This is a genomic window from Massilia aerilata (assembly GCF_042656905.1).
Taxonomy (GTDB): domain Bacteria; phylum Pseudomonadota; class Gammaproteobacteria; order Burkholderiales; family Burkholderiaceae_D; genus Telluria; species Telluria aerilata.
Window position 1 is genome coordinate 435,681 of record NZ_JBHSMZ010000016.1, and the last position, 15,855, is coordinate 451,535.

The 15,855-nt window shown below is 64.8% G+C and carries 16 protein-coding genes; 7 read left to right on the forward strand and 9 right to left on the reverse strand.

Annotated features, from left to right (window positions below):
• Window positions 1–32: 32 nt before the first annotated feature.
• Together ACFPO9_RS21475 and ACFPO9_RS21480 are read left to right on the forward strand one after the other, a co-directional pair.
• The gene (locus ACFPO9_RS21475) at window positions 33–1,076 is read left to right on the forward strand and encodes a type IV pilus twitching motility protein PilT (protein ID WP_379774668.1); all 1,044 of its coding nucleotides are present in this window, start codon (window positions 33–35) and stop codon (window positions 1,074–1,076) included.
• Window positions 1,077–1,088: 12 nt separating this feature from the next.
• On the forward strand, window positions 1,089–2,225 hold the full coding sequence (locus tag ACFPO9_RS21480; protein WP_379774670.1) for a PilT/PilU family type 4a pilus ATPase: 1,137 nt from the start codon (window positions 1,089–1,091) through the stop codon (window positions 2,223–2,225).
• A 252-nt stretch (window positions 2,226–2,477) separates the two neighbouring features.
• On the opposite strand, the gene ACFPO9_RS21485 is transcribed toward ACFPO9_RS21480, so the two are convergent.
• Window positions 2,478–2,897, reverse strand: coding sequence for a hypothetical protein (locus tag ACFPO9_RS21485; RefSeq protein WP_379774672.1), 420 nt, complete (start codon window positions 2,895–2,897; stop codon window positions 2,478–2,480).
• Window positions 2,898–2,973: 76 nt separating this feature from the next.
• Here ACFPO9_RS21485 and ACFPO9_RS21490 point away from each other — a divergent pair, with 76 nt between their 5' ends.
• The 3 genes from ACFPO9_RS21490 (at window position 2,974) to ACFPO9_RS21500 (ending at window position 5,101) form a co-directional block, all read left to right on the forward strand.
• Complete coding sequence (locus ACFPO9_RS21490) at window positions 2,974–3,453, forward strand: glutathione peroxidase (RefSeq protein ID WP_379774674.1); 480 nt, start codon at window positions 2,974–2,976, stop codon at window positions 3,451–3,453.
• A 165-nt stretch (window positions 3,454–3,618) separates the two neighbouring features.
• Complete coding sequence (locus ACFPO9_RS21495) at window positions 3,619–4,665, forward strand: type IV toxin-antitoxin system AbiEi family antitoxin (protein WP_379774676.1); 1,047 nt, start codon at window positions 3,619–3,621, stop codon at window positions 4,663–4,665.
• Window positions 4,666–4,684: 19 nt separating this feature from the next.
• Entirely contained in the window at window positions 4,685–5,101 is a 417-nt protein-coding gene (locus ACFPO9_RS21500; RefSeq protein WP_379774678.1) for a hypothetical protein, read from the forward strand.
• Between the two features lie 43 nt (window positions 5,102–5,144).
• Here ACFPO9_RS21500 and ACFPO9_RS21505 read toward each other — a convergent pair whose 3' ends face one another.
• Genes ACFPO9_RS21505 through ACFPO9_RS21535 form a run of 7 tightly spaced genes read right to left on the reverse strand, consistent with a single transcriptional unit; the run spans window position 5,145 to window position 12,819 of the window.
• A complete protein-coding gene (locus ACFPO9_RS21505) occupies window positions 5,145–7,211 on the reverse strand; it encodes a glycoside hydrolase family 97 protein (RefSeq protein WP_379774680.1) in 2,067 nt (688 codons plus the stop codon).
• 55 nt (window positions 7,212–7,266) lie between these two features.
• Window positions 7,267–7,953, reverse strand: coding sequence for a pentapeptide repeat-containing protein (locus ACFPO9_RS21510; RefSeq protein WP_379774683.1), 687 nt, complete (start codon window positions 7,951–7,953; stop codon window positions 7,267–7,269).
• 48 nt (window positions 7,954–8,001) lie between these two features.
• The gene (locus tag ACFPO9_RS21515) at window positions 8,002–8,316 is read right to left on the reverse strand and encodes a hypothetical protein (RefSeq protein ID WP_379774685.1); all 315 of its coding nucleotides are present in this window, start codon (window positions 8,314–8,316) and stop codon (window positions 8,002–8,004) included.
• A gap of 45 nt (window positions 8,317–8,361) precedes the next feature.
• A complete protein-coding gene (locus ACFPO9_RS21520; RefSeq protein WP_379774687.1) occupies window positions 8,362–9,003 on the reverse strand; it encodes an NMCC_0638 family (lipo)protein in 642 nt (213 codons plus the stop codon).
• Window positions 9,000–10,238 (reverse strand): glycolate oxidase subunit GlcF, encoded by a 1,239-nt coding sequence (gene glcF, locus ACFPO9_RS21525; RefSeq protein WP_379774689.1) that lies wholly within the window; start codon window positions 10,236–10,238, stop codon window positions 9,000–9,002. Before glcF ends, ACFPO9_RS21520 begins: the two co-directional genes overlap by 4 nt.
• A 5-nt stretch (window positions 10,239–10,243) precedes the next feature.
• Window positions 10,244–11,314 (reverse strand): glycolate oxidase subunit GlcE, encoded by a 1,071-nt coding sequence (gene glcE, locus ACFPO9_RS21530; protein ID WP_379774692.1) that lies wholly within the window; start codon window positions 11,312–11,314, stop codon window positions 10,244–10,246.
• A 23-nt stretch (window positions 11,315–11,337) separates the two neighbouring features.
• The gene (locus ACFPO9_RS21535) at window positions 11,338–12,819 is read right to left on the reverse strand and encodes an FAD-linked oxidase C-terminal domain-containing protein (RefSeq protein WP_379774695.1); all 1,482 of its coding nucleotides are present in this window, start codon (window positions 12,817–12,819) and stop codon (window positions 11,338–11,340) included.
• A 74-nt stretch (window positions 12,820–12,893) separates the two neighbouring features.
• Here ACFPO9_RS21535 and ACFPO9_RS21540 point away from each other — a divergent pair, with 74 nt between their 5' ends.
• Both ACFPO9_RS21540 and ACFPO9_RS21545 read left to right on the forward strand, forming a co-directional pair.
• Window positions 12,894–13,448 carry a cob(I)yrinic acid a,c-diamide adenosyltransferase gene (locus ACFPO9_RS21540; RefSeq protein ID WP_379774697.1) on the forward strand — a complete coding sequence of 185 codons (555 nt, stop codon included), beginning with the start codon at window positions 12,894–12,896 and terminating at the stop codon, window positions 13,446–13,448.
• 2 nt (window positions 13,449–13,450) lie between these two features.
• Entirely contained in the window at window positions 13,451–14,623 is a 1,173-nt protein-coding gene (locus ACFPO9_RS21545; protein WP_379774700.1) for a rhomboid family intramembrane serine protease, read from the forward strand.
• Window positions 14,624–14,633: 10 nt separating this feature from the next.
• Here the strand turns inward: ACFPO9_RS21545 and ACFPO9_RS21550 are convergent, their stop codons facing one another.
• Window positions 14,634–15,803, reverse strand: a complete 1,170-nt coding sequence (locus tag ACFPO9_RS21550; RefSeq protein WP_379774703.1) for a diguanylate cyclase domain-containing protein — start codon at window positions 15,801–15,803, stop codon at window positions 14,634–14,636.
• Window positions 15,804–15,855 lie beyond the last annotated feature (52 nt).

A 15,855-nucleotide genomic window follows, 5' to 3' on the forward strand; every position in this document is an offset into this window, starting at 1 on the left:
CGGGAATGACGTTTGATATGGATTATATCTAAATGGACATCTCGGAACTCCTCGCTTTCTCGGTCAAGAACAAGGCCTCGGACCTGCACCTGTCGGCCGGCCTGCCGCCGATGATCCGCGTGCATGGCGACGTCCGCCGCATCAACCTGCCGGCGATGGAGCACAAGGACGTGCATTCCATGATCTATGACATCATGAACGACGGCCAGCGCAAGCAGTACGAAGAGATGCTGGAGTGCGATTTCTCGTTCGCGATTCCGGGCCTGGCGCGCTTCCGCGTCAACGCCTTCAACCAGGAGCGCGGCGCCTCCGCGGTGATGCGGACCATCCCGTCCAAGATCCTCAGCCTGGAAGAACTGAACGCGCCGAAGATCTTCGGCGAACTGGCCATGAAGCCGCGCGGCCTGGTGCTTGTCACCGGCCCGACCGGCTCCGGCAAGTCGACCACGCTGGCCGCGATGATCAACCACCTGAACGAGAACGAATACGGGCACATCCTGACGATCGAAGACCCGATCGAATTCGTCCACGATTCCAAGAAGTGCCTGATCAACCAGCGCGAAGTCGGCCCGCACACCCTGTCCTTCAGCAACGCGCTGCGCTCGGCGCTGCGTGAAGACCCGGACGCGATCCTGGTCGGCGAGCTGCGCGACCTCGAGACCATCCGCCTGGCGCTGTCCGCCGCCGAGACCGGCCACCTGGTGTTCGGCACCCTGCACACCTCGTCCGCTGCGAAAACCATCGACCGTATCGTCGACGTCTTCCCGGCCGAGGAAAAGGAGATGGTGCGCGCGATGCTGTCGGAATCGCTGCAGGCCGTGATCTCGCAGACCCTGCTGAAGACCAAGGACGGCTCGGGCCGCGTGGCCGCGCACGAGATCATGATCGGTACCCCGGCCATCCGCAACCTGATCCGCGAAGCCAAGATCGCGCAGATGTATTCAAGCATCCAGACCGGCTCCAGCGTCGGCATGCAGACCCTGGACCAGAACCTGACCGACCTGGTGCGCCGCAACGTGATCTCGTCCGCCGCCGCGCGCAGCGCCGCCAAGATCCCCGAGAACTTCCCGGGCTAAGAAGGAAAGAAGATGGAACGCGACCAGGCCTCAAAATTCATGTTCGACCTGCTGCGCCTGATGGTCAGCAAGGGCGGCTCCGACTTGTTCATCACGGCCGGCTTCCCGCCCGCGATCAAGATCGACGGCAAGATGACGCCGGTCTCGAACCAGGCCCTGCAAGGCGGTCACACGGCCGACCTGGCGCGCGCCATCATGAACGACAAGCAGGCCGCCGGGTTCGAGTTGTCGAAGGAAGCGAACTTCGCGATCAGCCCCGGCGACCTGGGCCGCTTCCGCGTTTCCGCCTTCATGCAGATGGGCTGCGTGGGCATGGTGCTGCGCGTGATCACCACCACCATCCCGCGCTTCGAAGACCTCGAACTGCCGGACGTGCTGCGCGACGTGGTCATGACCAAGCGCGGCCTGGTCATCATGGTCGGCGCCACCGGCTCCGGTAAATCGACGACGCTGGCGGCGATGGTCGGCTACCGCAACGAAAACAGCTACGGCCACATCATCACCATCGAGGACCCGGTCGAATTCGTGCACCCGCACCGCAACTGCGTGATCACCCAGCGCGAAGTGGGCGTGGACACCGACAGCTTCGAGGCCGCGCTGAAGAACTCGCTGCGCCAGGCCCCGGACGTGATCCAGATCGGCGAGATCCGCGACCGCGAGACGATGGAACACGCGATCGCCTTCGCCGAAACCGGCCACCTGTGCCTGGCGACCCTGCACGCCAACAGCGCCAACCAGGCGCTGGACCGGATCATCAACTTCTTCCCGGAAGAACGCCGGCAGCAGCTGCTGATGGATTTGTCGCTGAACCTGAAGGGCCTGATCTCGCAGCGTTTGATTCCGCGAAAAGAGACCAAGGGGCGCGTGGTGGCGATCGAAATCCTGCTGAATTCTCCCCTGATCTCGGACCTGATCTTCAAGGGCGAGGTCCACGAGATCAAGGAGATCATGAAGAAGTCGCGCGAGCTCGGCATGCAGACTTTCGACCAGGCGCTGTTCGATCTCTACGAGCTCGACAAGATTTCGTATGAAGACGCGCTGCGCAACGCGGACTCCGTCAACGACCTGCGCCTGAACATCAAGCTGAACAGCAAGCATGCGAAGAACCGCGATTTGTCGGCCGGAACGGAGCACCTGGGCATTGTCTGAGCCTTCCTACTGAAAATCATTCACGGACGATGCGACGTGGAGTCAGGTGTATGACCGTTCTTCCAGATTAACGCGAAGCCTAGCTTCGACACTGGATTCCTGCTTCGCCAGGGCCGGTTTCGTCCCATGCTCGCGCACTGGACCAGAGCCTTCCCCTCCACAGGCAGACACGGTGAAACTCACCGCCATACTTCTCTCGAATAAGACTTCTTTGCACTTCCCAAGTTCCAGACTGACCAAATAAAAAGCAGATTACAGCGTCGGCCAGCGCTGCACCAGCCCGAGCAAATGCACCAGGCCGTAGGCGAGGCAGATAAGCGAGCTCCAGACCACGAAGGGCGTGAGCCTGCCGCCCTTCGCCAGCACCAGCGGCGCATAGCCCAGGCCGCGGACGATGTAGACGGCGGTAATGGCCACCAGCGCCGTCTTCAGCATGGGCAGCGCGCCGATGAGACCTGCGCCGGCCAGCGCATAGGCGGCCCAGAGACCGAGCACCGCGGCAATGCCGAAAGTGACTAGCGCCGGATAAGCCTTGCCCTGCGCGGCCGCCCGCGCGAGGCGTTCGCCGGCGCCAAAGAAACGATACCAGGCCGGGCCGCCTGCAATGATGCACAGGTGGAGCAGCGCCGCGACGGCACTGAGTACGGCCCCGACGGCGAGCGGAACATTCATGTCTGCCTGCATGCTTTTCCTTCCAGCTGTACACTCTTGCATACAGATAGATTAACGCATCCCGCGGGAGACATCCATGAACGTATACGACTTCCAGGCCACGTCCCTGGACGGCAAACCGGTCGACCTCGCCCAATACCGCGGCAAGGTCCTCCTCATCGTCAACACCGCCAGCAAGTGCGGCTTCACCCCGCAATACCAGGGGCTCGAGTCCGTCTACCGCGAGCTGCACGGCCGCGGCCTGGAGGTGGTGGGCTTCCCCTGCAACCAGTTCGGCTCGCAGGAGCCGGGCTCGGAAGAAGAAATCGGCGCCTTCTGCGAAAAGAACTACGGCGTCAGCTTCCCGATGTTCGCCAAGGTCGACGTCAACGGCGACGCTGCGCATCCACTGTGGAAGCATTTGAAAGGCGAGGCGCCGGGCGTGCTGGGCACCGAGGGGATCAAGTGGAACTTCACCAAATTCCTGATCGGGCGCGATGGCAAAGTGGCGAAGCGGTATGCGCCGACCACCAAGCCGGAGGAGATTGCGGACGATATCGAGAAGCTGCTGGCGTAGTAACTCGCTGACAGGTTCACGCATTGACATGCGCAAAGTATGTAAGCTTGCGTCTGTTCATTTTTTAACCTTGTTCACGTTACGTGAACATAAAAAAATGTTGAAATTCTTGACTTTCTTGTTCATACTTATCTAGCGTTCACGTTCCGTGAAATTAGATAATTTATGAACAATCTCAATTTTCTGAGCGACGAAACCGGCTTGCTGGCCAAGGCTCTACATGAGTTGAAAAGCTCAGCAGGCGTTGATGGGGAATTTTTTTCCCCAGCAAACACTGAACCTGACGTAACCGTCATGCTGCAGATTGGCGGGAAAACGCTGCGGTATCGCTGCGAGGTCAAGAATAAAGTGGATCGATACTCACTTTTGCTCGACCTGATTGCCAGACCCGGCACCACGCAGCACACCTTGCTGGTCAGCTCCCCCTTGAGCCAGGACATGGCAAATCGCTGCCGCGAACTCGGCCTGCAGTTCATCGATACCGCAGGTAATGCCCACATCAACAACGGTAAAGGCATCTACATTTATGTCAGCGGCCGGCGCGGAAACGAGGATGTGCGCACTGTGATGAGCGACGCAACAATGACTCCCGCCGTCCTCAGAGCGATGTTTGCCTTTCTAGCGGATCCGTCATTGCTGAATGCTCCATATCGCGACATCTCGATTCAAGCCATGGTATCGACCGGGGCAATCGGCAAAGTCTTCGATACTCTTGAAGCGCGTGGCCTGATCGGCACAACTGCCAATGGCAAACGCATGATCCGCTCGCCGCAACTGTTCCTTAACGAATGGGCCAGCGGTTACGCCAACAGGCTGAAGCCCAAGCTGAAAAAGATTCGTTTTGCCATCGACGATCTGGGTAAATTTCGTAACACCTGGAACCCCGGACTCCGGCTCTCAGCATGGGGCGGTGAGATCGGTGCGACTTACTTGACCAAACATTTGCATCCTGAAGAATGTACGATTTACATCGACATGGGAGACCCGCATGCGCTTCGCAATATGGTCCAGCAATTCCGGCTGCGTGCAGACCCTGCAGGACAAATCGAAGTCGTCGATATGTTCTGGAATAGCGACTATTTCGCTAACTGGTTCCCCACGGTTCCCCCGCATTTGATCTATGCAGATCTCGTCACGACCCAAGATTCGCGCAATATCGCAGCGGCACAGCAGATCGCCTCGGAGGTGGTCGAACATGTTACGAGCCGATAAACCGGTCCATCCAGTCACCTTGGAAATCATCGCATCGGTCCACACCTTGGCCCGGCAACTCGGCTACAACTATCTTCTGGTCGGCGCAACCGCACGGGATATCCTGATGAGTCACGTCTTCGGCATCGAGCCGCGACGCGCGACACACGACGTCGACCATGAAGCCGGCAATCATGATCGGCTCTATGACGATGCCTATGCCTTGCTGGAACAGTGTGAATTCGATCTTACGATGGCGGGCGCCGCTTTGCTCGGGTATGACGCTGGCGTTAGCCTGGACCAGGAGTTCCGGGAATATCTCTTCACTGTGCTTACTGATCCTCGCAAACGCGACCGGATCGTGGTTCATATGACGCGGTCGGCAGGTGCAGATGCCGAGACTGCAACTGCCCTGCTGAACGAATTCGAGCGCGGCCTCAACATGAAAAAGCTCTAGAGCCCATCCACAGCAGCAGGCTCTAGATACTCATCTCGGCGCCTCACCGCTGCGGCGACAACCTGATCGCCTGCCCGCCACCTGGCGCAAGCTTCAGCTGCAGCACGTCCTTCGCGGTCACCGTCTTCGTCTCGGTCACCAGATCGAAGCGATGCTCGTTGCGGTAATCCGCCGCATTGCCATCCCGATAGATCTCGGCCACATACTGCTTGCCCGGATCGAGGAAAGCCAAAGGCAGCGCCAGCGTGCGCGCCTCGCCGTCGGTCACCGCCCCCACGTACCAATCATCCGACTTGCGGTCCTTGCGCGCGATGCTGGCGTACTCGCCCACGGCGCCGTTGATCACGCGCGTCTCGGCCCAGTCGGTCGGCACGTCGCGGATGAACTTGAAGGCGGCCGGGTATTTCGCGTAGTTCTCCGGCAGGTCGGCCGCCATCACGATCGGCGAGTAGATGAGGACAAAGTTGGCGAGCTGCTTGGCCTGGGTCGAGTTGAACACCTTGCCGTCCGCGCCCACCAGGCTCAGGATGCCCGGCGTGTAGTCCATCGGGCCGCTCAGCATGCGGGTGAAGACCAGCTTGGCCTCGTGGTCGACGCTGTTCGGCGGCGTGCCCCAGGCGTTGTATTCGACGCCGCGCGCGCCCTCGCGCGAGATCCAGTTCGGGTAGGTGCGGCGCAGGCCGGTGTCCTTGATCGGCTCGTGGGTGTCGACGGCGATCTTGTAGCGAGCCGCTTCCGTCACGGCTTTCAGGAAGTGGCGCACGCCTTCCTGCGAATCGTAGTGGCCGTAGTGGACCCTGCCGTCCGCGCCCTGGAACTGCATGCTGCCGGCTTCGTGTACGTAGCCGGACTTCACGCTGTCCACGCCCAGCTTCGCATACAGCTTGTAGGCGGCGTCCATCTGCTTTTCGTAGGCCGGCAGGTTGGCGCCGGTCTCGTGATGGCCGATCAGGCGCACGCCCTTCTCCTTCGCGTAGGCGGCCAGCGCCGGCAGGTCGAAGTCGGGATAAGGCTTGGTGAAACTGAAGTCGGCGCCGCCATGGCCCCAGTCGCTTTCCCAGCCCTGGTTCCAGCCTTCGACCAGCACGCCGCGGAAACCGTTCTGCGCGGCGTAGTCGATGTACTTCTTCACGTTGGCGGTGTTGGCGCCATGCTTCGGTCCCGCGTTCCAGCTGGTGTGCTGCAGGTGCATGCTCCACCAGACGCCGACGAACTTCGACGGGTGGACCCAGGACACGTCGCCCAGCTTGTTCGGTTCGTTCAGGTTCAGCTCGAGGTCGGACATGTAGAGCCCTGCCGCATCGTCGGCGATGCGCAGCGTGCGCCATGGCGTCGTGAAGGCGCCATGCTTGACCACTGCGGGCCCGGTCGAAGACGGCGCCAGCTGCGCGCGCAGATTCTGGCCTTCGACCTTGCGCACCCACATCGAGGCGTAATCGACCAGCGCCGCCTCGTGCAGGGCGACGTGGGTGCCGTCCGCCAGGCGCAGGGTCAGCGGCGTGTTGGCGGTGCCGATTTCGGCCAGCGGCGCCTTCTGGATCTGTTCTTCGAGGCCGGGCAGCTCGCCGGCCGGGATCCACCAGGCGGTGGCCGGCTGGGCGACCGCGAATTCGGTCAGCTCGTCGAGGATGGCCGCGTCAACCAGCTGCGGCTGGGACGGGAATTCGTAGCGGAAGCCGACGCCGTCGTCGTAGATGCGGAAGACGATCGTCAATCCACGGCCGCCTCGATTCTTCTGCTCGACATCGACGCGCAGCTCGCGGTAATGGTTGCGCACGTAGCGGCGCTCGCCCCAGGGCTGCTCCCAGGTGTCGTCATGCTCGCTGGTCTTCTGCGCGCGCAGGCTGAAGCCGCCATCCAGCTTGGGCGCGTTGGCGAGGTTGAAGCCCAGTCGCGACAGGCCGATGATCTCCTTGCCGCGGCGCTTGATGTCGTAGCCCAGCTTGCCGGCGCCGTCGATCCGGACGTCGACCTGCAGCACGTCGCCGGGCGAGACAGCGCTGGCGACGACGGCCTGCGCCCAGGCGGCCTGGCCGGCCAGGCTGAGGGCGGCCGCCACGGCCAGGGAGAACAAACGGGAATCCGGTTTGAAGCTGGGACGAACGCGCATCGCTGACACCTCCATGGAAGAGATGTAATTTTACTACAGCAGCTGCGTTAAAAACTCAGGCGACGTTCAGGCCCAGTGTACGCACCAGCTCCGCGGCCTGGCGCGGCGAGATGGTCGCGCCGGCGAACTGCTTGGCATTCAACAATTTGAGTCCGCCTACATCGGCCTCGCGCAAATCGGCCTGCTCGAAGCGCGTGTCCTTGATATGGGCATCGCGCAGGCTGCCGCCTTCGAACACGGCTTCGCGGAAGTCGCAGCCCGACAGGTCGGCGTCCGAAAAATCCAGGCCGGCGAGCCTGGCCCTCCGGAAGGACATGCGGCGCAGGTCGGCGCCGACCAGCAGGCAGTCGTCGAAGGACAGGCCCAGCTGCGACACTTCCTCGAAACTGGCGCCGGTCAGCTTGCAGCCGCGGAAGCTGGTCGATGCGAGCCTGGCGCGGCGCCAGCTGGCGTTGTTCAAGTCGCAGGATTCGAAGCGGGCGTCGACCAGGTCGGCGGCTTCGAAATCGGCATGGCCGCCGCGGCAGCGCCGCCAGCGCGTGCGCGCCAGCCTGGCCGCATAGAATGAGGCTTCAGCCACGGCGCAATGGGAAAAGCTGCAATCCTCGAGGTTCAGGCGCGACAGGTCGGCCTGCTGGAAATCGCATTCTTCGAACGCCAGCAGCGCTTGTTCCGCGAGCAGCTGTTCGATGCGGGCGCGGTCGAGAGTCTCGCCGCTGATGGTGATGGGTGGTTTCGACATGGCCGACAGCATACCGGGCGCCGCCCGAAAACGGTTTGAAGCGCCACTCTAGTGCGTCTCGACGCGCGCCGACGAATGAATGGTGCAGCCGCGGTGCACGTTCTCCAGGAAGCGGATCGCCTCGCCCAGGCGCGCGGTGGCCGGCAGCATGCGGCCCAGCGCTTCGTTGTCGCTCAGCTGGTCGATGCCGAAGGCGATCGCCCGCGACACCTCGCGCGCCTCGCGCCCGTCGCTATTGTAGAGCGCATCGTAGACCCCGACCTTTTCCCACAGAGAGACGTAGCCGGGACCGATCGAATCCTGGAACGCGACCGAGGGCGCTGCATCCTCGTCCTGGGAGATCAATCGAAACACGAAACTCATGGGCACCTCCGCCTTACAGCTTGAAAATATCGGGCGCAGATGCTATCACGGCGTCCGTTTTGGCGCCGGACGCGCCGGCGCCTTCGGCGGGCCGTCGTCGGCAACGATCGCCACCGAGCCCAGCGCCTGTAGCTCGGCCTTGGGCGAGGCCGAGGTGGTCAGCATGAATTCCATCTTGCGGCGCGCGCCCGGCGGCGCCCAGGTGGACGAGACGGTGCGCATCTTGAGTTTGTCGAGGCTCAGCTCCTCTCGCACCGGCCCGCGCTTCGCCACCATCGGCTTGGGCGCATCGGCGACGATGTCGAGGAAGCCCTTCTCGACCGCGACGGTATTCGCGCGGTGCGCGTGCAGCAGGCACAGGTTCTTCCCGGCCGGCAGGGCCAGCACGAAGTTGCCCATCTTGCCCTTGTACGGCACCGGCCAGGCGTCGCCCGCCATCCCGGACAGGAACAGCTTCGCGTGTTCCGGCGCCAGCTTCGGCACTTTCTCGCGCAGCAGACGGGCGCGGAAGTCTTCGAGATCGCCGAAGTGGCGCACGCAGATTTCGACGTAGAGGTTCAGGAAGCCTTCCGTGCTCTCGTCGGCGGCCGCAAGCTTCTTCTGCGGCGGCTTGTGCGGCTGCTTGTCCGCAGCGGCGGCCAGGCTGCAGGCGGCGGCCAGCAATACGGCGACCAGGCCCCGCATCATGCCGCCACGCCGGCAAGCGCGCGGTCGACCAGCTCGATCCAGTGCCTGACCGGCGTCCCGGTCCCCGATTGCAAATGGCCGATGCAGCCGATATTCGCGGACACGATCTCCTTGGCGCCGGTGGCTTCCAGGTTCGCCAGCTTGCGGTCGCGCAGTTCGTGCGCGATCTCCGGATGCAGCACCGAATAGGTGCCGGCCGAGCCGCAACAAAGATGGCTGTCGGCGCACAGCACCACGTCGACGCCGGCGGCACGCAGCACGCCTTCGACCTTGCCGCGGATCTGCTGGCCGTGCTGCAGGGTGCAGGGCGGGTGGAAGGCGATGCGTTCCTGGATGCGGCCGGCCATGCGCGCATTCAGCTCGCCCTCGAAGTCCTGCATGATTTCGGACAGGTCCTTCGTCATCGCGCTGATCCGCTCGGCCTTGGCGGCGTATTGCAGATCTTGCGCCAGCAGGTGGCCGTATTCCTTGACGGTGACGCCGCAGCCCGAGGCCGTCATCACGATCGCCTCGACCTGGCCGCTCTCCACGTAGGGCCACCAGGCGTCGATATTGCGGCGCATGTCGTCGCGGCCGCCGTCCTGGTCGTTCATGTGGAAGCGCACCGCGCCGCAGCAGCCTGCCTTCGGCACTTCGAGCAGCTGCACGCCCAGCGAATCCAGCACGCGCGCGGTGGCGGCGTTGATGTCGGGCGCCATCGCCGGCTGCACGCAGCCCGCCAGCGCCAGCATCTTGCGCGCGTGCTCGCGGCGCGGCCACGGACCGGCGGCGCGCGCCGGCTGCAGCTTGTCGCGCAGGCTGGAGGGCAGCAGCGGCCGTACCAGCTGCCCTGCCTTGAAGGCCGGCTTGAACAGTCCGCCGCGCGGCAGGAACTCCTTCAAGGTGGTCCGCTTGACGCGATCCTTGAACGGACGCGGGACGCGCTCCTCGACCACCCTGCGGCCGATGTCGGCCAGGCGGCCGTACTTCACGCCGGACGGACAGGTGCTTTCGCAGTTGCGGCAGGTAAGGCAGCGGTCCAGGTGCAGCTGGGTCTTGCGGGTCGGCTCCACGCCCTCCAGCACCTGCTTGATCAGGTAGATGCGGCCGCGCGGGCCATCGAGCTCATCGCCGAGCAGCTGGTAAGTGGGGCAGGTGGCGGTGCAGAAGCCGCAGTGCACGCAGGCGCGCAGGATGGCTTCCGCCTCGTCGCCTTCCGGCGTGCCCTTGATGAAATCGGCAAGGTTCGTTTGCATGATCTTTAGTACATCCGGCCGGGGTTGAAGATGTTCGACGGATCGAATCCGGCTTTCAAACGTTCGTGGATTTTCGCGATGGCCGGGGCCAGCGGCTGGAATACGCCGACGCTCTTGTCGCCGCCGCGGAACAGGGTCGCGTGGCCGTTTGCGGCCGTCACGGCGGCGCGGATGCGCTGGGCGGTGGCGGCATCGCCGTCCGCGCGCAGCCAGCGCTGCGCCCCGCCCCACTCGATCAGCTGGGGGGCTTTGACCCCGATGGCGGCGGCGGTCGACGGCACCGACAGCCGCCACAGCGGCGCGTCGCCGTCGAAGAAGGCGTGGCGCTGTTCGCGCAGCGAGGCCCAGAAAGCGGCGCAGTCCGGCATCGGCTCGCCGCCATGCGCCGTGCCCAGCGTGCGGATTGCCGCATCGACCGCGGCCTGCGCGCCCGACAGGCGCAGCGCCAGCATACCGTCATGCCAGCAGCTGCCCGAGATCGGCAGCGGCTGGCCGCCCCATTCGTTCAGCTTGCGGATGGCGTCGATCTCGTTCATCGCGAAGCGCAAGGTGGCTTCGCGGTAGGCGAGCGGCAGCACTTTCACCGAGACTTCCGTCAGCAGGCCGAGCGTGCCCATAGCCCCGGCCAGCAGGCGCGAGACGTCGTAGCCGGCCACGTTCTTCATCACCTGGCCGCCGAAAGTCAGCACCTCGCCCTTCCCGTCCAGCAGCTTCGCGCCGAGCACGAAGTCGCGCAGCGCGCCGCTGCTGGCGCGGCGCGGCCCCGAGAGCCCCGCGGCGATCGCGCCGCCCAGGGTCGCACCGTCGCCGAAATGCGGCGGCTCGAAGGCCAGCATCTGCTTGCGTTCGGCCAGCGCGGCTTCGATCTCGGCCAGCGGCGTGCCGCAGCGCGCCGTGATCACCAGTTCGGTCGGCTCGTAGTCGACAATGCCGGCATAGGCGCGGGTGTCGAGGATCTCGCCCTCGATACGTTGGCCGTACCAGTCCTTGGTGCCGCCGCCGCGGATGCGCAACGCGCGTTTTTCGGCGGCTGCCGCGCGCACCTGTGACTGGAATTGTTCAAGAATCTGCTGCATGGTCGGTTTCAAAAACGTCGCTTTCAAAAACGCGGCAGGTCCGCGAACGGCAGCGCGCCGCCGCTCACCCGCATCTTGCCCATCTCGGCGCAGCGCTGGAGCGTCGGCACCGCCTTGTTCGGGTTCAGCAGCATGCCGGGATCGAAGGCGCGCTTGACAGTGAAGAAGGCTTCCAGCTCCTTCGCGCCGAACTGCACGCACATCGAATCGATCTTCTCGACGCCGACGCCATGTTCGCCGGTGATGGTCCCGCCCACTTCCACGCACAGGGCCAGGATGGCGGCGCCGAAGTCCTCGGCGCGCTGCAGCTCGCCCGGCTTGTTGGCGTCGAACATGATCAGCGGGTGCATGTTGCCGTCGCCGGCATGGAACACGTTGGCGCAGCGCAGGCCGTAGGTGTCCTGCATTTCCTCGATGCGGGTCAGCACATGCGCCAGGTGCTTGCGCGGGATGGTGCCGTCCATGCAGTAGTAGTCGGCCGAGATGCGGCCCGCGGCCGGGAAGGCGTTCTTGCGGCCAGACCAGAAGCGCAGGCGCTCGGCCTCGTTCTGCGACACCGCGATGGCGCTGGCGCCGGCCTGCTGCAGCACCTCCGTCATGCGTTCGATTTCCTCGGCCACCTCGAGCGCGGTGCCGTCCGCTTCGCACAGCAGGATCGCGGCGGCGTCGAGATCGTAGCCGGCCTTCACGAAAGGCTCGACCATGCGCGAAGAAGTCCGGTCCATCATCTCGAGGCCGGCGGGAATGATGCCGGCCGCGATCACGCTGGCCACCGCGTTGCCGCCCGTGACCACGTCGTCGAAGGAGGCCATGATCACCTGGGCCAGCGCCGGCTTCGGCACGAGCTTGACCGTGACTTCGGTGACGATGCCGAGCATGCCTTCCGAGCCGATGAAGACGGCCAGCAGGTCCAGGCCCGGCGCGTCGAGCGCTTCGCCGCCCAGTTCGATGACCTCGCCCTCGATCGTGCAGACGCGCACGCGCAGCACGTTGTGCACCGTGAGGCCATACTTCAGGCAGTGCACGCCGCCCGAGTTCTCGGCGACGTTGCCGCCGATGGTGCAGGCGATCTGCGAAGACGGGTCCGGCGCGTAATACAGGCCGAAGGGCGCGGCCGCTTCCGAGATCGCCAGGTTGCGCACGCCGGGCTGGACCACGGCCGTGCGCGCATACGGCTCGACGCGCAGGATGCGGTTCAGGCGGGCGGTCGAAATCACCACGCCATCGGCCAGCGGCTGGGCGCCGCCGGAGAGGCCGGTGCCGGCGCCGCGCGGCACGATCGGCACGTTCAAATCGCGGCAGACTTTCAGGATCGCCAGCACCTGCTCCTCGTTGTCGGGCAGCGTGACGATCATCGGCAGTTGGCGGTAGGCCGCCAGGCCGTCGCATTCGTAGGGCCGGGTGTCCTCGGGATCGTGCAGGACACAGCGCGCAGGCAGGACGGCGCGCAGGGCTGAGGCCACTTGTTGGCGGCGCTGGGGGTCGACGGGAATCGCAGAGATCATAAGCCGATTGTAAGCACTATTGCAGCATTTTGTCGTATGCTCGCGCTATCTTTTTTTATAGGCAGGGCATAGCCATGGGCAATCGACTCTCGAAAATCGCAACGCGTACCGGCGACGACGGCAGCACCGGACTGGGCGACGGCAGCCGCACCGGCAAGGACAGCGCAAGGATTGCCGCGCTGGGCGACGTCGACGAGCTCAACTCCTTCGTCGGCCTGCTGCTGTGCGAGGACATGCCGGCCGAGCTGCGCGAAGAGCTGGTCTCGATCCAGCACGACCTGTTCGACCTGGGCGGAGAGCTGTGCATCCCGGGCTACCAGATGATCAAGGACGAACACGTGGCGCGCCTCGACGGCCTGCTCGAGAAATACAATGCGGACCTGCCGGTCCTGAAGGAGTTCATCCTGCCGGCCGGTTCGCGCGCCGCTTCGCTGTCCCACGTGTGCCGCACCGTGTGCCGGCGCGCCGAGCGCAGCATCGTCGCCCTGTCGAAGTCGGACACGATCAATGCCCAGCCGCGTCAATACGTGAACCGCCTGTCGGACCTGATGTTCGTGCTGGCGCGCGTGCTGAACCGCCATGCCGGCGGCAGCGACGTGCTGTGGAACCACGAGCGCAAGCGCGGCTGAGAATGACGCTGGGTGTCCAGGAAAAGGCCGAGGTGTTCGCGGTCCGCTTTTACCGTGGCGGGCCGAACTGGCCGTCGAATCCCTTCCGCCTCCAGGGCCCGGGGCAGCTGGCGGTCGAGGCCGACTTCCTGCTCCTGCGCGGCAGCATCCACCGCAGCTTCCGCTTTCCGAAGAAGGCGGAGCAGCGCCTGCGCAAGGCCGACGTCGTCAACGTGCGGACCTGGGGCGAGGATGTCATCTTCGACCTGGTGGGTGTGGATGGCGCACAGGAAGTCGGTTTTTCCGCCGCCGGCCGCGAGGCCGCGAAAACCATCGCCGCCGCCCTCCCCAGCCGCCGCACGCCTGCATTCGAAGCGGAAGCGCATGCCGAACGTGTCGCCTTCCATGACCGCATCGACTACTGGAGCCCGTCGACGCCGGTGATCTGGACGCTGCTGGGCGCGAACATCGCGATCTTCGTCCTGATGTGGCTGGAGCGCCAGGGCTATGGTGCGCCCTCGTTCAAGCTGCCGGGCTGGAACTCGGCCGCCGCCATGCAGGGACACCTGCAGCTATGGAAGCAGGGCCTGCTGAACGTGGCCGGCGGCGGGCATTGGAAGCTGCAGCTGGCTTCCTTCACCGGCTGGGGCCCGGAAGTGCATCCCTTCCTGCCCCAGCTGCAGCTGGTGAACTGGGGATCGAACCTTCCGAGCCGGACGCTGCGCGCCGGCGAATGGTGGCGCATCCTGACCTCGGCTTTCCTGCACGGGAACCTGCTGCACCTGGCGATGAACATGTTCACGCTGTGGCAAGTGGGCCAACTGGTCGAGCGCATCTTCGGCAGCCTGCGCTTTGCCGGCCTGTACCTGCTGGCCGCGATCGGCGGCAGCGCGGGCAGCCTGCTGTGGGGCTTGCTGTCGCACCACCCGGTGAACAGCGTCGGCGCCTCGGGCGCGATCTTCGGCATCATCGGCGGCCTGTTCGCCTTCATCGGCCGCGAGCACAGCGGCGTGCCGCCGACCGTGGTGCAGGACCTGCGCGCCTCGATCGGGCCGTTCCTGCTGTTTAACATCGGCGCCGGCTTCCTGTATCCGCACACCGACAACGCGGCCCACATAGGCGGCCTGGTCGGCGGTTGGCTGGCCGGCCACCTGCTGGCGCGCTCGCTGCACGTGCCTGGGCAGCGAGCGGCTTGAGGACAGTCGCTCAGGTCACCAGTTGCTTGCGGTGGCGCTTCGAGGCGTACATGTCCTGGTCGGCCTGGTGCAGCAGCTCGCCGGCGCTGGCGGCGTCGTGCGGGCACAGCGCCGCGCCGATGCTGACCGTCACCCGCAGGTACTGTCCCTGGTAATCGACCGGCTCGGCGATCGCGGCACGCAAGGCGGCGCTCATGCGGCGCACCACCAGGTCGCCGTTGGCGTCGGCCAGCGGGACCGCCACCACGAACTCGTCGCCGCCCAGGCGCGCGGCCAGGTCGGAGGTACGGATCGCACCGCGGATGCGCTCGGCGATCACGGCCAGCATGTGGTCGCCGGCGGCATGGCCGTGGCGGTCGTTGACCGGCTTGAAACCGTCGAGGTCGAGGAACAGCACCGCCACCGCGGCGGCGCCCTGGCGCGCCGCCAGTAATTCATCCAGCCTGCGCAGGAAGCGCACCCGGTTCGGCAGGCCGGTCAGGGGATCGTGCTCGGACCGGTGCTGGCTCTGGCGCTTGGCTTCTTCTTCGAGTTTCAGGTCATGCGCCAGCGCGTTCTTGAGCAGGAAGGCCTGGCGCGAGAAGCGTTCGCGCAGGATCAGGGACATCATCCCGACCAGGTTCGCGCCCGCGAGAAAGAAGCTGTTCTGCACCAGCAGCGGCCATTGCCCGCGCTCGATCATCCCTTGCACGAAGACGGCTTCCGCCACATAGCTGCCGACCACGGCGATGCCGGTCATGGCCGCGTACAGCGGGCGCAGGTAGGTCCAGGCATACAGCGCCATCGACACGATCAGCAGGCCGGCGTAATACGTGCCCCAGGCCAGGTCGGTGGGACTCGACTGCATGATGATGGCCTCGATGCCGAGGCTCCAGCCGATCGCAGTCCCGCACATGGAGAGCGTGTAGTGGCGCAGGAAGACCTGTGGGCGCAAGCGCACGGCGGCCGTAATCGCCAGGGCGGAAAGCACGACGATGGCGCGCGCCGTCCAGGCGCCGGCCACATTGCTCGGCAAGGTGACGGCGTCGAGGCAACCGAAGCACAGCACCAGGACAGAGCACAATATACTGGCGACATACAGCATGCGCACCTTGTCGCCGGCCAGGTCGGCCTGGCAGGCATCTTCGAGCGCCGGCGCAAACCGCGCGGGGATAGCAAATGACTGGATGAACCGGAGCACGGGTAAAGGCATGTCGGCATGAGGGGAATCCCCAAGCGTAACGCATAGCGAA

What these genes read in the sequence shown, in the direction of transcription:
- ACFPO9_RS21475 (WP_379774668.1), top strand. Translation starts at nt 33, where the DNA reads ATGGACATCTCGGAACTCCTCGCTTTCTCGGTCAAGAACAAGGCCTCG.
- ACFPO9_RS21480 (WP_379774670.1), top strand. Translation starts at nt 1,089, where the DNA reads ATGGAACGCGACCAGGCCTCAAAATTCATGTTCGACCTGCTGCGCCTG.
- ACFPO9_RS21485 (WP_379774672.1), bottom strand. Translation starts at nt 2,897, where the DNA reads ATGAATGTTCCGCTCGCCGTCGGGGCCGTACTCAGTGCCGTCGCGGCG.
- ACFPO9_RS21490 (WP_379774674.1), top strand. Translation starts at nt 2,974, where the DNA reads ATGAACGTATACGACTTCCAGGCCACGTCCCTGGACGGCAAACCGGTC.
- ACFPO9_RS21495 (WP_379774676.1), top strand. Translation starts at nt 3,619, where the DNA reads ATGAACAATCTCAATTTTCTGAGCGACGAAACCGGCTTGCTGGCCAAG.
- ACFPO9_RS21505 (WP_379774680.1), bottom strand. Translation starts at nt 7,211, where the DNA reads ATGCGCGTTCGTCCCAGCTTCAAACCGGATTCCCGTTTGTTCTCCCTG.
- ACFPO9_RS21510 (WP_379774683.1), bottom strand. Translation starts at nt 7,953, where the DNA reads ATGTCGAAACCACCCATCACCATCAGCGGCGAGACTCTCGACCGCGCC.
- ACFPO9_RS21515 (WP_379774685.1), bottom strand. Translation starts at nt 8,316, where the DNA reads ATGAGTTTCGTGTTTCGATTGATCTCCCAGGACGAGGATGCAGCGCCC.
- ACFPO9_RS21520 (WP_379774687.1), bottom strand. Translation starts at nt 9,003, where the DNA reads ATGATGCGGGGCCTGGTCGCCGTATTGCTGGCCGCCGCCTGCAGCCTG.
- glcF (WP_379774689.1), bottom strand. Translation starts at nt 10,238, where the DNA reads ATGCAAACGAACCTTGCCGATTTCATCAAGGGCACGCCGGAAGGCGAC.
- glcE (WP_379774692.1), bottom strand. Translation starts at nt 11,314, where the DNA reads ATGCAGCAGATTCTTGAACAATTCCAGTCACAGGTGCGCGCGGCAGCC.
- ACFPO9_RS21535 (WP_379774695.1), bottom strand. Translation starts at nt 12,819, where the DNA reads ATGATCTCTGCGATTCCCGTCGACCCCCAGCGCCGCCAACAAGTGGCC.
- ACFPO9_RS21540 (WP_379774697.1), top strand. Translation starts at nt 12,894, where the DNA reads ATGGGCAATCGACTCTCGAAAATCGCAACGCGTACCGGCGACGACGGC.
- ACFPO9_RS21545 (WP_379774700.1), top strand. Translation starts at nt 13,451, where the DNA reads ATGACGCTGGGTGTCCAGGAAAAGGCCGAGGTGTTCGCGGTCCGCTTT.